This window comes from Saccharopolyspora sp. NFXS83, from assembly GCF_026241095.1.
Lineage (GTDB): Bacteria > Actinomycetota > Actinomycetes > Mycobacteriales > Pseudonocardiaceae > Saccharopolyspora_C.
This window is the reverse complement of the sequence record NZ_JAPFGB010000014.1, coordinates 110610-125048: the sequence shown is the minus strand read 5'-3', so window position 1 is coordinate 125048 and position 14439 is coordinate 110610. Positions and strand designations below refer to the sequence as shown.

At 69.1% G+C, this 14439-nt stretch carries 11 protein-coding genes; all 11 read left to right on the top strand.

From position 1 onward, the window contains the following. Positions 1–13 precede the first annotated feature (13 nt). The 11 genes from OOZ19_RS17060 (at position 14) to OOZ19_RS17010 (ending at position 14435) form a co-directional block, all read left to right on the top strand. Positions 14–745, top strand: a complete 732-nt coding sequence (locus OOZ19_RS17060) for a T4 family baseplate hub assembly chaperone (protein ID WP_266091107.1) — start codon at positions 14–16, stop codon at positions 743–745. Continuing rightward, positions 738–1406 (top strand): hypothetical protein, encoded by a 669-nt coding sequence (locus OOZ19_RS17055; protein ID WP_266091106.1) that lies wholly within the window; start codon positions 738–740, stop codon positions 1404–1406. Before OOZ19_RS17060 ends, OOZ19_RS17055 begins: the two co-directional genes overlap by 8 nt. Then, complete coding sequence (locus tag OOZ19_RS17050; RefSeq protein WP_266091105.1) at positions 1403–2392, top strand: Pvc16 family protein; 990 nt, start codon at positions 1403–1405, stop codon at positions 2390–2392. Before OOZ19_RS17055 ends, OOZ19_RS17050 begins: the two co-directional genes overlap by 4 nt. Before the next feature lie 33 nt (positions 2393–2425). Continuing rightward, positions 2426–4309: an ATP-binding protein gene (locus OOZ19_RS17045; protein WP_266091104.1), complete on the top strand. Its 1884-nt coding sequence runs from the start codon at positions 2426–2428 to the stop codon at positions 4307–4309. Continuing rightward, positions 4300–4563 (top strand): hypothetical protein, encoded by a 264-nt coding sequence (locus OOZ19_RS17040; RefSeq protein ID WP_266091103.1) that lies wholly within the window; start codon positions 4300–4302, stop codon positions 4561–4563. Before OOZ19_RS17045 ends, OOZ19_RS17040 begins: the two co-directional genes overlap by 10 nt. Further along, a complete protein-coding gene (locus OOZ19_RS17035) occupies positions 4560–11012 on the top strand; it encodes an eCIS core domain-containing protein (RefSeq protein WP_266091102.1) in 6453 nt (2150 codons plus the stop codon). The genes OOZ19_RS17040 and OOZ19_RS17035 overlap by 4 nt, the downstream gene beginning before the upstream one ends. A gap of 98 nt (positions 11013–11110) precedes the next feature. Then, on the top strand, positions 11111–11725 hold the full coding sequence (locus tag OOZ19_RS17030) for a hypothetical protein (RefSeq protein ID WP_266091101.1): 615 nt from the start codon (positions 11111–11113) through the stop codon (positions 11723–11725). A 21-nt stretch (positions 11726–11746) separates the two neighbouring features. Next, positions 11747–12424 carry a hypothetical protein gene (locus tag OOZ19_RS17025; RefSeq protein ID WP_266091100.1) on the top strand — a complete coding sequence of 226 codons (678 nt, stop codon included), beginning with the start codon at positions 11747–11749 and terminating at the stop codon, positions 12422–12424. A 3-nt stretch (positions 12425–12427) separates the two neighbouring features. Then, positions 12428–12769 (top strand): LysM peptidoglycan-binding domain-containing protein, encoded by a 342-nt coding sequence (locus OOZ19_RS17020; protein WP_266091099.1) that lies wholly within the window; start codon positions 12428–12430, stop codon positions 12767–12769. Further along, on the top strand, positions 12762–13901 hold the full coding sequence (locus OOZ19_RS17015; RefSeq protein ID WP_266091098.1) for a hypothetical protein: 1140 nt from the start codon (positions 12762–12764) through the stop codon (positions 13899–13901). Before OOZ19_RS17020 ends, OOZ19_RS17015 begins: the two co-directional genes overlap by 8 nt. Before the next feature lie 15 nt (positions 13902–13916). Next, complete coding sequence (locus tag OOZ19_RS17010; RefSeq protein WP_266091097.1) at positions 13917–14435, top strand: phage baseplate assembly protein V; 519 nt, start codon at positions 13917–13919, stop codon at positions 14433–14435. Positions 14436–14439 lie beyond the last annotated feature (4 nt).

Sequence of the window (14439 nt, the reverse complement as noted above, 5' to 3'; positions counted from 1 at the left end):
GAAGGGGCTTCGGATGGTGGTGACGGGGCCGGCGGAGCTGCTGGCGACCTGGGAGACGGGTCTGGAGCGGCGCGCTGCGGGCCGGGCGCTGCTGCTGCACCGGGCGGCCCGGCCGGAGGCGACCGCCGAGCAGCTCGACGCGGAGCCGCTCGGGGCGAGGGTGGCGGACCTGCTGGTGCTGCGCCGGGCGTTGTTCGGCGAGCGGATGCAGGTGCTGCTGGAGTGCGCGGCGTGCGGCGAGGTCGTCGAGTTCGACCTCGACGCCCGCGGCCTGGGCGAGCACCCGCGTCCGACGGGCGAGGTGCTGCGGGTGGCGGAGGGCGGTGTCGCGGTCGAGTTCCGGCTGCCGACCGCCGCCGACCTCGACGCGGTGGCCGCCGCGCCGGTCGAGCAGCGCGGGTGGCGGCTGCTGGAGCACTGCACGCTCGCCGCCGAACGCGACGGCGAACCCGTCGAGCCCGCGCGGATTCCGGAGCAGGCGCGGCGGCAGATGGCGGAACTCGCCGAGCAGGCCGACCCGGCGGCGGACCTGGCGGTGACCGTGCACTGCCCGCACTGCGGCGGCAGCACGCCGACGGTGCTCGACATCGCCGACTTCCTGTGGGCCGAACTGGACTCGTGGTCGCGGGACGTGCTGCTGGACGTGCACCTGCTCGCCTCCGCCTACGGCTGGAGCGAGCCCTGGATCTTGGCGCTCAGCCCGCTTCGGCGGCGTTACTACCTGGAGTTGTGCGCTGATGGCTGATTTCTTCGACCGGCTGGCGGCCCGGCACGATCCGGTGGACGGGCCGGTGCGGCTGCGACCTCGGTTGCCGGGGCCGTTCGAGCGGGTGGACTCGCTGCCCGCGGCCTCCTCGGATTCGGAGGCGCCCGCGGCGCGGACTCCTTCGCCGTCACCGGTGCGGGAGCGCGAAGTGCGGCGGTTGGAGCGGGAGGTGCGCACCACCGACCGGATCACCTTGGTGCGCACCGAAGCGTCGCCGGTGGAGCGACCGCGTCCGGCGGAAACCCCGGTGCGGCAGGAGGAACCGGAATCGGGCCCCCGACCGGTGGTCCCGGCTCGCGCCACGCAGCCGGAGCAGCCGCGTGGCGTCCAGGCCGCGTCCGGCGAACCGGAACCCGCTGCGCCGGTGCCGGAACGCGGCGGCGCGCTGCGGGCGGCCGTCCTCCCACCGGCACCGGCTGAGTCGCCGCGCACCAGGATCACGGCCGCGGCGTCCGCGCCGCGGACCGCTCCCGCACGCAGCCGGGCGTCGGAACCGGCGGACCCCGCCGTGCGGGTGGAGATCGGCCGCCTCCAGGTCAGCGCCGCGCCACCGCAGCGGCCACCACACCGCCCGCGACCGGCCCGCCGCGAACCCGCCGTGAACCTGGACGACTACCTCGACGGGCGGGCGATCTCATGAGCAACGGGCTGGCCCTCGCCACGGTCACGCAGGCCCTCGCGCTGCTGATCGAGAGCAACCTGCGTCCGGAGATCGACTTCGCGGTCTCGGTGGAGACCCGCAAACCTCCGGCGGAGCCGCCGACCGACCCGACGATCACGGTGTTCCTGTACCAGGTGGCGCCGAATCCGTCGATGCGCAACACCGACCTGCCCAGCCGCGGCTCGAGCGGTGCGCTGCTGGCGCGGCCGACGGCGGCGCTGGACCTGCACTACCTGATCAGCGCCTACGGCGAGGAGACCGAGCTGGTGGGGCAGCGGCTGATCGGCTGCGTCGTGCGCACCCTGCAGGAGATCCCGGTGCTGTCGCGAGATCTGCTGCTGGAGGCGGCCTCTCGGCCGCACTTGGCGGGCAGCGACTTGGCGGACTCGCCGCAGCGGGTGCGGTTCTCGCCGATCCAGATGGACACCGACGAGACCTCGAAGTTGTGGGGGATGCTGCACCAGACCCCGTACGCGCTGTCGGCGACCTACCAGGGCTCGATGGTGCTCATCGAGGGCCGTGAGCAGCCGGTGCCGCCGAAGCCGGTGGAACGCGTGGTGCCGTCGGTGCGCCCGTTCGAGGCGCCGGGCGCCCCAGCGACGCGCCCGCCGGAGCCACCGGGCTCCGGGGGTTCGGCCGAGCCGCCGGAGACGGCCGCGTCGGCTTCGAAACCCGCCGATTCCCAAGCTGGGCGACCGGTTTCGGAGTCGCCGCAGCCGAAGCGGCCACGAGCCACCCGCACTTCCCGCAACGGCGGTACTTCCTCGGTGAAGCGCTCGGGCACGGCGAAGAGTGCGGCCGGCGCGGCCTCGGCGAAGCGCTCCGAGGGATCGACCAAGCGCAGCGGATCGGCGAGAACCACCCGAGCCGCGAATCCCACGACCAGGAAATCCCCGCCCGCCGAAGGAAAAATCGCCGAACCATCCACATCGGACGAACGGTCGGGGCAGGACGGGAAGGGCTGAGCCAGTGCGCAGCGAGCGGGGAGGAGGAACGCGGTGACCGAGGAACCCGGCGGAGCGGGCTCGGCGCTGGGCGCCGCGGTGCGCGCGGTGCTGGCCAAGCTCGACGCGCACGCACGCGGTGAACCAGCGGAAATCGACGTCCCGCCGGTGCCCGCACTGGACGCGCTGACCGACTGCTTCGGCTTGAGCCCGTTCGAGCGCGAGGCGCTGCTGCTGTGCGCGGCGATGGAACTCGACGCGGGCACCGCCGCCCGGTGCGCGGCGGCGAGCGGTTCGGCGCGCGCTCACCCCACGTTCTCGTTGGCGTTGGCGGCAATGTCCGAGCCGCACTGGAGCGCCCTCACCCCGGTGTCCCCGCTGCGCCGGTGGCGGCTGGTGGAGCTCGACGATGCGGCCGGGTTGACGACGGGCAGGTTGCGCATCGACGAGCGGGTGCTGCACTTCCTGCTCGGTTCGCCGTACCTGGACGCCCGCCTGCACGGCCTGCTGCGCCGCATCCCGGAGCCGGGGTCGCTGCCCGGTTCGTACCGGAGCGCGGCGGAGCGGATCGCGTCGAGCTGGGCCGACGGCGACGCTCCGCTCAGGGTGGAGCTCGTCGGCGGCGATCCGCGCACCCGCGCGGACATCGCGTCGGCCGCCGCGGACGCCTGCGGCCTGGGCCTCCACGCCCTGTCGGCGGAGGACCTGCCCGACGATCCGGCCGAACGGGACCTGCTGGCCCGGTTGTGGCAGCGGGAGGCGGTGCTGCTGCCCGCCGTGCTGCTGCTGGAAGTCGACGAACCGAACCGCGAGCAGCTCGCCGCGGCGGAGGCATTCGTGGAGTCGGCGGCGGTGCCGCTGGTGATCGGCAGCGACGAGCCGCGCCCGAGCTCGCGCGCTCGCGGTGAGCGGATCTCGGTGCCCGCGCTAGACGACGCCGAACAGTTCGAGCTGTGGCGCGACGCGTTCGGCGAGCTCTCCGACGGCGACGTCGGCAATCTCGTCGCCCAGTTCTCGCTGCCCCCGCACGTGGTCGCCTCCGCCGCCGCGTCCACCCGCCGCTCCCAGGACGGGCAGGACTTGGCTGAGGTGGCGTGGCGGGCCGGACTGGAGCAGGCCCGGATGGGGCTCGACGAGCTGGGCAGGCGCATCGAACCGGACGCGGGCTGGGGTGATCTGGTGCTGCCGGACCGGCAGCTGCGGGTGCTGCGCGAGGTCGTCGCGCACGTGCGGCAGCGCGCCACCGTGCATCACGACTGGGGCTTCTCCGCGACGCTGCGCCGCGGGTTGGGCGTGACGGCGCTGTTCGCGGGCGGTTCCGGCACCGGCAAGACCCTCACGGCCGAGGTGATGGCCCGCGAACTGGGGCTGGACCTGTTCGTCATCGACCTGTCGCAGGTGGTCAGCAAGTACATCGGCGAGACGGAGAAGAACCTGCGCAAGGTGTTCGACGCGGCCGAGCGCGGCGGCGCGCTGCTGCTGTTCGACGAGGCCGACGCGCTGTTCGGCAAGCGCAGCGAGGTCAAGGACAGCCACGACCGCTACGCGAACCTCGAGGTCAGCTACCTGCTGATGCGGATGGAGGCCTACCGGGGCCTGGCGATCCTCACGACGAACATGAAGAAGGCGCTGGATTCGGCATTCCTGCGCCGCATCCGGTTCGTGGTGGACTTCCCGTTCCCCGGTGAGGCCGAGCGCGCCGAGATCTGGCGGCGCGTGGTGCCGGAGCGGGCGCCCGTGAAGGACCTCGACCCCGAGCTGCTGGCGCAGCTGACGGTGGCGGGCGGCTCGATCCGCAACATCGCGCTGTCCGGCGCGTTCCTCGCCGCCGAGGACGGCGAACCGGTGCAGATGCGGCACATGCTGGCCGCCGCGCACACCGAGTACCGCAAGCTGGAGCGTTCCCTGACGCCTTCGGAGGTGCGGGGATGGGTGTGAACGTGCACATCGGCGAGCTGGTGCTGGACGGTTTCGACGGCGTGGACCCGGAGCGGGTCGCGGTCGCGTTCCAGGCGGAGCTGACCCGGCTGGTGGAGCAGCGCGGCGTGCCGCTGGCCGCGTGGGGGCCGCGCCAGGTGGACGGCATCGCCGACCTGCCCCCGTTGCCCGCGACGACGTCCCCGGCCCGGTTGGGCGAGGCGCTTGCGCGTTCGGTGCACGCGGGCCTCAGCGGGAGGGGGCGGTCCGGATGAGCGCACCCATCCCGGCTAGGCAGTCCCGCTCGACGCAGGATTCGCGGCGCCGCAAGCGGAAGAACAACACCGCGAACCGCGCTCCGGAGCCGAAGGAGATCGTCAGCGGCGCCGGTCAACCCCTCGACCAGAGCACCCGACGCGAACTGGAGGAAGCGCTCGGCCACGACTTCAGCCGCGTCCGCCTGCACACCGATCGCGACTCCGGCGAGCTCGTGCGGGACTTGGGCGCGGACGCGGTGGCGGTGGGCCAGGACGTGCTGTTCGCGCCGGGCGAGTTCCGGCCCGGCACGGCCGAGGGAACCCGGCTGCTCGCGCACGAACTCCTGCACACCGTGCAGAACCCGCACGGCCTCGGCGCGCTGCGGGCGGGCCGCGACCTGGGGGCGGTGAGCCTGCCGCAGCAGGCCATCGAGCGCGAAGCGGAGTTCACTTCGGACTCTGCTGCGGTCCGCAGCGGCCAGGCCACGCCCGGCTGGCTGCGCTACGCCACCGTCGACGCCGACCGCCGCCGCGCGGAGGAACTGGACCCGGCGACGATGGTCGACCGGCTCGCCAACGGCATCCAGCGTTCGCTGCGCGGCGACCCGGAGGACCGCTCGAAGCGCACCCGCACACGGCTGGCGCGGCTCCCGGAGGACGTGCTGGACGTCGTGCTCGATCGGCTGGAGTCGAGGTTGCTCAGCTCCGAGCACGAACGCGTCCTCGACCTGCTCGACGAGGTGGAGGCCGACGACCACCTCGAACCCGGAGCCATGGCCACTCCGGCCGTGGAACCGGACGCGGGTGCCGACCTGCTCGCCGAACGCGAGAAGCAGCAGCGGGAGTCCGACCAGCAGCGGGAATCAGAGGAGGCGCCGCCGGAGGCGTCCGGGCCGGACAAGGAGCAGGAGGTTCCCGGCGGTGCGGGAGGCGGCACGCCGGAGAACTCCGCGCCGGAGCAGGAAGAACCGGCACCGGGGGAACAGGCCGCCGGTGAGCACCAGCCCGCTGAGCAAGAAGCGGGCGGGGATCAGCAGGACCCGGAGCAACAGCCTGCCTACGCGGAGAAGGCGGGCGAGGAGAAGACCGAGGACGGGCAGGACGACGCGAAGACCGCGGGAGACGAGAAGTCCGGGGAGAAGCCCGAAAGCGAGGAAGGAGGCGCCGAGAAGGACGCCGCCGCCGAGCAGGACTCGGAGGCGAAGAACCGCCCTGGCGCCGTCGATCCGCTGGTGGCGGGTGAGAAGCCGAAGGACCCGCACCAGGACGTCGAGGGCTCGGCGACCACGGCGGGCAAGGACACCCAGCTCGCCGGAGCGGTCGATTCCCTGGACGGCGCCCGCAACCAGGACGTGCTCGGACCGGAGGAGGAACCCGAGTCCGAACCGCACGGCGGAGACTCGGAAGTCGAGGTCGGCGGGGAGGAGAAGAGCGCCTGGGACGTGAAGCTGGCCCCGGAGGACTTCCTGCCCGAGCAGGACTTGGACGTCTCCGGCGTGCCCACGGCGGACGAGCTCGAACCGGGCGCGGCCCCGCCATCGATGCCGTCCTTCCCCGCGCCGCCGCCCACGAAGGCCGAGGAGGTGCAGGCGGAGCGCGAGGCGGAGGACGCCGAGGACGCCGCCGCCGAAGCCGAACCGGAGGAGGCGGAACCGGAGGCGCAGGCCGAACCGGAGCCGTCGATCACCACCGAAGGCACCCCCGGAGCGGCCGGTCTCGCGACTCTGGCTGCGGAGAAGGCTGCGGAGAAGCAGACCGGAGCGGGTGAGAAGCCGAAGGACCCGAAAGCGGGAGCGGCCCCCGGAGCGGGACCCGCCGACGCGCAACGCCTCGCCCAGGAAGCTCCCGGCAAGACGGAGGGCGCCAAGGACGAACCCGGCGGCGCGGTCAAGGAATCCGCGGCCAAGGAGGAGAAGGAAAGCGCGGGCGGGGACGAGGGCTCCGCGGAGAAGAAGGGCGCGGGCGAGGACAAGGGCTCCGCGGAGAAGACCGCGAAGTCGGGTGAGGCCGAGAAGTCCGAGAAGCCGGACAGCACCGAGGACGGCGGCAAGGCAACCGGCGACGGTGGCCGAGCAGCGGACGGCGCTGCAGCCGAGAAGGCCACCGACGACGCGAAATCTCCCTCAGCGGCGAGGGATTCGCACGTCACCGGCGGCTCCGAGCAGACCAACGGGACCAGCACCTCCACCGACCCCGAGCAGGAGCAGCCCGCGCCGGCGAAGCAGAGCTCCGCCCCGGCGCCGAAGACGGACGCCCCGAAGCCGACTTCCGAGCCGAGGCCGATGTCCGGGGCGAAGCCCGCCACGCCGACGGCGGCTCCCGCCGCGAAGCCCGAGAAGGCCGCGCCCGCCAAGTCCGCCGCGCCGAAGGCGGAACCCGCTCCGGCCGCCCCGCGCTCCGGCGGCGGCAAGGGCGCGGGCAAATCCGGCAAGGGCGCGAAGGCCAAGAAGGCGCAGGCGGCCCCGAACCTCTCCCAAGTCTCCCCGGAGGCGGGCCTGCGCACGGCCTCGGGCCTGAAACCGCACGTGGCGTTGCAGGCGATGGGCGGCGTGGACGGCGCGGTGGACCGCACCGTCGGCGACGAGCACCAGCAGCTCGCCTCCGATCCGCCGTCGATGCAGCGCCCCTCGGGCGCTCCGCAGACGTTGCAGGGCGCCCCGAACAGCGACGCCCCCGCCGAGTACTCGGAGGACGAGGCCGCGAAGTCCGACGCTCCGGAGAGCAAGGAAGCCGAAGTCAAGGGCGAGAAGAAGCCGGAGGGCGCGATCCCCGCCGAACAGGTGGAGGAACCGGACGGCTGGGACACGTTCCTGATGGGCGCGGGCTACGTGATCGGCAAGGCTGCGGAGTTCCTCGGCGCCGACGTCGACCCCGAGGAACTGGCCGCCAAGTTCGCCGACATGCCCACCGAGGACGAGGCGATGGAGGAGGCGAAGGCCGGAACCGCCCCCGGCGTGGCGATGCAGGGCGACGCCGACGCCAAGTCCGGCGAGCAGGACGAGGCGGTGAACACCAAGGGCGAGCAGACCGCCGACACCGCCCGCGACGACGCGAGCCGTGGAATGGGTGAGGACCAGGTCTACCCCGACGCCGACAAGGAGCAGTTGCGCGGCAAGGTTCCCGGCCGCGAAGGCGGTAAGCCCGGCGGGAAGGTCGACGCCGGAACCGGTGCGGTGCCGCCGGAAGCGGCCTCGGAGGTCGCCGAGCACGAACGCGGCAAGGAGTTCAAGTCCGCGTTCGGCAAGGGCGAGCAGGGCTTGGCCGAAGGCAAGAAGCAGAAGGACCGCGACACCCGCACCTCCAAGCAGAAGCACGATTGCGAGGTCGATGCCGAGGTCAAGCGCAACACCGAGCAGCAGACCGGGAAGCGGGAGTCGACGGTCGGCGACGTCGGCGGCGAGCGGGAGAAGTGGCGCGCGGAACAGGACGCGGAACTCGACAAGCTCGGCACGGGCAAGACGGAGAAGCGCGAGCAGGCCCGCAAGGACGTCGAGGCCCAGGAGAAGGACACCGACAAGAAGGTCGAGGACCGCAAGAAGACCGACGACGAGGGCATCAAGGCCAAGCGCGAGACCGCGAAGTCGGACGCGAAGACCAAGCGCAACGACACTTCGCGGGAGTCGAAGAACTGGGTCGAGAAGGCCTTCGACGAGATCAAGAAGTTCTTCATCGAGCTCCGCGACAAGATCGTGGAGATCCTGCGGGCCGCGCGCAACGCGATCACCGAGTTCATCGTGAACTTCAAGCGCGACATGGAAAACCTCATCAAGAACATCCGCGACAAGATCGTGGGGCTGATCGAGGACCTGATCGACGCCTTGATCGAACTGGCCGTGGCGCTGGTGAAGGCGGTCATCGAGCTGGCCCGGCGCATCCGGCAGTTCATCGAAGACCTGATCGCCGCCGCCATCGCCTTCGTGACGGAGCTCGCCGCGAAGCTCAAGCAACTCATCACCGACCTGCTCGAAGCGATCTCGAAGCTGCTCAGCGACATCCTCAACCTGCTGAAGAAGGCGCTGGCCGACGTCCTCAAGGCGGTCAAGGACGCCATCAAGTCGGTCCTGGACTTCGCCTCGAAGCTGCTGTCCGGTTTCGGCGAGTTCCTGATGGTCGCCGTCGACTTCCTCGCCGACCCCGGCGGCTGGCTCTCCGGCGCGAAGAGCTCCGCGGAGGACGGCGCGAAGAGCCACTTCTTCCGCGAGGTCAAGAGCGCCGTCAAGGACTGGTTCAACCAGAAGATCGAAGAGATCATCGGCCTGCCGAAGGCCATCATGGACCGGCTCATCAAGGGCGGCATCACCCTCCAGGAGATCGTCAAGGAGACCTGGGACGCCGTCGTCCCCCAACTGCCGTTCATCATCGGCGAGATCGTCATCACGAAGGTGATCGCGAAGCTCATCCCCGGCGCGGGCTGGGTCGCCGCCGTCATCGACGCCCTCCAGACCGCGATCGGCGCCCTCGGCGAGATCCTCCGCGCGTTCGGCGCCGTCCTCGACTGGCTCAAGTCCGTCGGCAAGGGCGGCAACGGCGTCCTGTTCGCCAAGGCCGTCGCGGCGGGCGTGGTGGCGCTCCTGGAGCTGGCCTACCAGTTCCTCCTCGACGGAATCGGCAAGTACGTCAGCAAAGTCGGCGACCGCTTCAAGACCGTCGCGAAGAACCTCGGCAAGAACAAGGACAAGACCAAGGACGACGGTGCGGAACCACCCCCGGACCGGCGCCCCGGCGAGACCGGCGGCCACAACCGCGCGACCGACCGGCCCGGCAAACTGACCGCAATCCCGCATCGCCCCGGCTCCGATCGCGGCGACGAGCCCGGTGGCCGCGGCGACAAACCCGGCGAGCATCCGAAGCGAGACCCCGAAACCCCGAAGAAACCCGCCGACAAGCCGAAGAGCGACAAGCCCAAGGACGACGAACCGCAGAAGGACCGGCCCGCGGACGACAAGCCCAAGGGCGACAAGCAGAACCCGGACCGCGATCACTGGAAGGACAAGTACGGCCAGAAGCGCCGCGACCCCGACAATAGCGACGGCAAACGCCGCGACCGCGCCGACGACCACGACACCCCGGCGAAGAAGAAGCAGAAGGACGACGAGCAGGACCGCAAGCGGGACAACGACGAGCAAGACCGCAAGCGCAAGGACGACGACGCGCAACGCAAGAAGATAGACGAGGCGGACCCGGACCGGAAGAAGCACGACGAGGCCTCGGAGCGCCCGAAGAAGGACGACGACGTACCCGGTCGCCGAGACGATCGGCGCAGCCAGGAGCGTGACCGGAAGAAGGACCGCGACGAAAAGCGGGACCGGGACGGTAAGAAGAGCCGGGACAAAGCCGACAGTCGCTCGAGTAGGCGAAACCGCAAGCGAAAGGACGACCGTGACGGCCCGAACAACCGGCGATGGTCGAAGAACCAGAACCGTGAAACCTTCAATGATCGGAAGCGCAAGCGCGACAAGGATCGAAACGATCACAAACAGAACCAAAAAGATGATCGCAAGAAGGATGAGGAATCCAAGAAGTCCAAAGATGATCAATTAGATAAGATTGTGGCACGCATACGGCCCAAGCTGTATTCGAAGATGAAGAGCGGGATTCAGCGTCCGCGGTTCTTCGACCTGCTTGCTGCATTGAAGGCGCACTATCGACTGGCCAGTCTAGAGCCGGCCGGTGGCGATCCCTTCGTTGTGGTGGCCACTTTGAATCCGTCGCGGCCAGTCTTGAATGGGGAGTACACCGATCCTCATTCTGAGCCTGACGTGTACAGCATTCCTCCTGGCGAGCCGAAAGAGGAGGATGTGGTTCAGGATGGTTGGACCGGTCGTGCGAAGAAGGGGCAGTGGTACACCGGAAAGATCATGCGGGTTAGACGTAAGGATGGACGGCAGGTCCAGTTCGACTTTTACGGCCACGGTCCTGCGGGGAAGAGTGAGTTCCGGGTCCCGGTGCGGGAGGCTGAGGGGCGTTGGGAGCGAGTCGACTTCGACAAGAGGTGGTACAAGCTCGGTCCAGACTTTGAAGCCATAAGGAATAAGGATCTGTGGAGTGAGTACAACGAGGCTCGGCAGGTTCTGAACTATCGGATGACTGCAAGGTTTACTAACCCGGATACGCCCACTAGTACCTCTAAATCGGGAAACTCGATAAAACCACAATGGCATCATATTGTCGAGCGTCGACAAAATGGTCCCAATCATGCGAGAAACTTGGTGCTCACTGCGGCGACCGCCAATCAGGACTTCAATACTTGGATGGATCGCGATCAGCCTGCGGGCAACCCGTCGAAGACGTCGAAGCACACCCTTCCTTCGACAAATGGGAAACCGGTGTACCAGTACCTTCAAGGTGCTGGATTTTCGGAGAAGATGGAGTGGGGGGTGCGTTGCATGGAGGAGGTGCTTGGAAAGAACCCACTTGGGATGCAAAGCGTTAGTAGGGGGCGTGGAGGCTTCCTGAAGCTTCCATAGCGACGATCACGGGTGGAGGATTCAATTGGGGATTGTCATGCTGTTCGATGGCGCAGACCGCGATACGTGGTCGGAGTTGTCCACTCGGGGGGGGTGTCGTGGTTGCTTCCGATCCCGAGGAATGGCGAATTCCGGATGAGGTGTTCGACGAGATGGTCGACACCTTGGTTGGCAGAGGATATCAATTGCGGGTGACGTCGCCTTCGTTGGGAAAAGAAGTTCCCAGGGTTGAGCAAGCTGCTTACCTGTGCCTCGTGCCCGAATGGCAGGTGGACGACCTTCCCCCTGGGCCGAAGCTGACTTATGCCGAGGACGGTAAAATCATAGGGAATCAAGACTTGGTGGCTGCAGTCGCCCCGTTGGCGCCTGATGTTCAATGGTCGCCGAGTGATCGCGAGGAGTTCTGGGAGCTTTCATATGCGCCCGATCTTCCTGATCCAATCGAAATAAGGTCACTTTTCAAGAAATGGCGACGAAGTGGCGGGAAATGGGTTGTTTCGCACGATGGCCGCGAGTATTTCACCAATGCGAACGCTCATGCGATCGCTGTGAATGGAATGGCGTGGATGACCGGATATCGGCATGGGGGGAAAATTCTGCTCAGTCCTCCGACTTTGATCTGGGGTGGTGCGGTAATTGATGCCCTAGTTTCTCGGGGGATTCAGTTCTCTGGTAGCCCCGTTTATTATCTTTGTGAATCTTGTGACCGGTAAGCGCGAGTTGATTGGACTGGTATGACCAGATACGCCGACATACCCAAGCCGATCCGGTCCGGGATCGTGCTGGTTGATCCTGAGCGCGGTACCCCGCAGCGGGTGATCGTGTTGCAGTTCAACCCCGACACGCTCGAACGGTCGGTGGCGCCGCAGTCTGCTGGTGGGGAAGGGGATTCCGGTGGTGGGGGTAGCGGGTCGGGGGACAAGAACGAGGCGCTGCGGCTCAAAGGGCCGGCGGAGGAGTCGTGGAAGTTCACGGCTGAGATCGATGCGACGGATCAGCTGGAGATCTCCGCCCCCGAAGGCATCCACCCGCAGCTCGCCGCGCTGGAGATGCTGGTGCAGCCGACGACGGCTCAGCTGCGGGAAGCGACCAGGCTCGCGAAGAACGGGACGATCGAGATCAGCCCCACCGAGATGCCGCTGACCCTCTTCACCTGGGGCGGCAAGCGGGTCATCCCGGTCCGCCTCACGGAGATGTCCATCAACGAGTCCGCGTTCGACGTGAACTTGAACCCGATCCGGGCGAGCTTGAGCCTCGGCCTGAAGCTCCTCACGGTCAGCGACCTCCCGCCGGGCCACCGGGGCGCGGAGCTGTACCTCGCGCACTTGGCGCAGAAGGAGCGCCTCGCGGGCATCGGGACGCTGGGTTCGCTGGGTTCCCTGGGCCTCAACGGCGTAGGGGCGGGGAGGTAAGCCGTGATCGAACCGTACGAGGCCGCGCTCGACGACATCCCCGGCGCGCACCCATACCCGCGCACGAGCCGGTACCACGACGTGGAGATCGGCGTGCACCGCCAGGCCGACGGCACGGAGGTCCGCTACGCGAAGCGGCGCCTGCTGCCGAAGCTCCCGGAGCACGCCGACGAGCACGTGGTGAACGCGGGCCAACGACCGGACCACTTGGGCCAGCGGTTCTTCGGCGACCCCGGCCAGTGGTGGCGGATCGCCGACGCGAACCCGGTGCTGGATCCGGCGGAGCTCACCGCCGAACCTGGCCGCACGGTCGACGTCCCGAGTCCGGGGAGCTTCGATGTCTGAGGTCCCGATCGGTTCCGGGCCGGTGCACCTGAGCCTGCACATGGGGCCGAAGCTCACCAAACCCGTGCCGGGCGAGGTGGCACAGGCCCTGCTGTCCGCGCAGATCACCAGCACCGCGGGGGAGCGCAGCGGGTTTCAGCTGGCCTTCGACCTCACGAAGAAGGGCCGGATCGTCGATCGGCTCTTGCCGGAGGGATTCTTCGACCCGAAGACGCGCGTGATCCTGGAGCTCACCATCAAGGGCACGCCGAGCGTCATCCTCGACGGGCTGATCGTGCGCAACGAGGTCGGCGCCAGCAACCAGCCGGGCCAGTCCACGCTCACCGTCACCGGCGAAGACCTCACCTTGCTGCTGGACCTCGAAGAGCGCACCGATCGGTATCCGAACCTGGCGCCGTCGCAGCGGGTCGAGCGGATCCTCGGCAAGTACGCCGACTACGGCATCGACAGCCGCATCATCCGCGAACAGGTGCACCAGCCGCCGCGGGAGGAACTGCGCGTCGACTACCAGTCGAGCACCGACCTCCAGTACGTCAACGACTTGGCCCGCGCCAACGGGTACACCTTCTACCTCGACCCCGGCCCGCGCCCTGGTCGCTCCACCGCCTACTGGGGGCCGGAGCAGCGGTTGGGGCAACGGCAGCACGCGCTTACCGTCAACAGCGATGCGCACTCCACAGTGGACCAGCTCACCTTCGCCTACGACGGCACGGCCCGCGAACAACCAGAGGCGCGCGTGCAGGACCCGGCGACGCGCCAGGTCACGCTGCTGCCGGATCCGGACATCGGGCCGTTGCGCCCGCCGCTGGCGCTGCGCGAATCCCCGGCGTTGAAGCGGAAACCCCTGTCCGGCACGGCGAAGATGGATCCGGAACGCGCCCGCGCGCAAGCGCTCGCGCGGGCGGCGACCTCCGCCGACGCGATCTCCGGTTCCGGGTCCCTCGACGTCAACAGGCACGGGTACGTGCTGCGGCCTCGCGAGCTCGTCGGGGTGCGGGGCGCGGGCGTCACCTACGACGGCGACTACTACGTGAAATCCGTGACCCACGACCTGCGGGTCGGTTCGTACCAGCAGAACTTCACGCTCTCCCGCGAAGGGCTCGTCGCCCGCAGCGGCACCGTTCGCCCCTAGCCGAGGAAGGACCGCATGGCCGACGCATCGAACAACCGCTTCCTCGGCAAGTTCCGCGGCCGGGTCGTGGACAACGCCGACCCGTTGCAGATCGGACGGATCACCGCGCAGGTCCCCGACGTGCTCGGCGACGTGGCGTCCACCTGGGCGTTGCCGTGCCTGCCGTTCACCGGGCGCGGAGCCGGGCAGTACGTGGTGCCGCAGGTCGGCGCGGGCGTGTGGGTGGAGTTCGAGCAGGGCGATCCGAGCTTCCCGATCTGGACGGGCTGCTGGTACGGGGACCGCTCCGAGCTGCCGCCGGACGCGCTCGGGGAACGCCAGCCCGTGGTGATCCGGACTCCGGGTGATCACAAGCTGCTCATGTCCGACGTGCCCGGCGGTGAGGGGATCCTGCTGCGCGCACCGGGTGGCGCGTACGTGCAGATCGACGAGAAGGGCGTGACCGTCGGCAACGGCCAGGGCGCGTCCGTGGAGCTCGTCGGCAACGAAGTGAACATCAACCAGGGCCGGTTGATCGTGCCCAAGAGGCAGTAGGGGG

Excerpts from the sequence above, each read along its gene's own strand:
- OOZ19_RS17025 (WP_266091100.1), top strand. The coding sequence starts at position 11,747 with ATGACCAGATACGCCGACATACCCAAGCCGATCCGGTCCGGGATCGTG.
- OOZ19_RS17040 (WP_266091103.1), top strand. The coding sequence starts at position 4,300 with ATGGGTGTGAACGTGCACATCGGCGAGCTGGTGCTGGACGGTTTCGAC.
- OOZ19_RS17015 (WP_266091098.1), top strand. The coding sequence starts at position 12,762 with ATGTCTGAGGTCCCGATCGGTTCCGGGCCGGTGCACCTGAGCCTGCAC.
- OOZ19_RS17035 (WP_266091102.1), top strand. The coding sequence starts at position 4,560 with ATGAGCGCACCCATCCCGGCTAGGCAGTCCCGCTCGACGCAGGATTCG.
- OOZ19_RS17050 (WP_266091105.1), top strand. The coding sequence starts at position 1,403 with ATGAGCAACGGGCTGGCCCTCGCCACGGTCACGCAGGCCCTCGCGCTG.
- OOZ19_RS17010 (WP_266091097.1), top strand. The coding sequence starts at position 13,917 with ATGGCCGACGCATCGAACAACCGCTTCCTCGGCAAGTTCCGCGGCCGG.
- OOZ19_RS17060 (WP_266091107.1), top strand. The coding sequence starts at position 14 with ATGGTGGTGACGGGGCCGGCGGAGCTGCTGGCGACCTGGGAGACGGGT.
- OOZ19_RS17055 (WP_266091106.1), top strand. The coding sequence starts at position 738 with ATGGCTGATTTCTTCGACCGGCTGGCGGCCCGGCACGATCCGGTGGAC.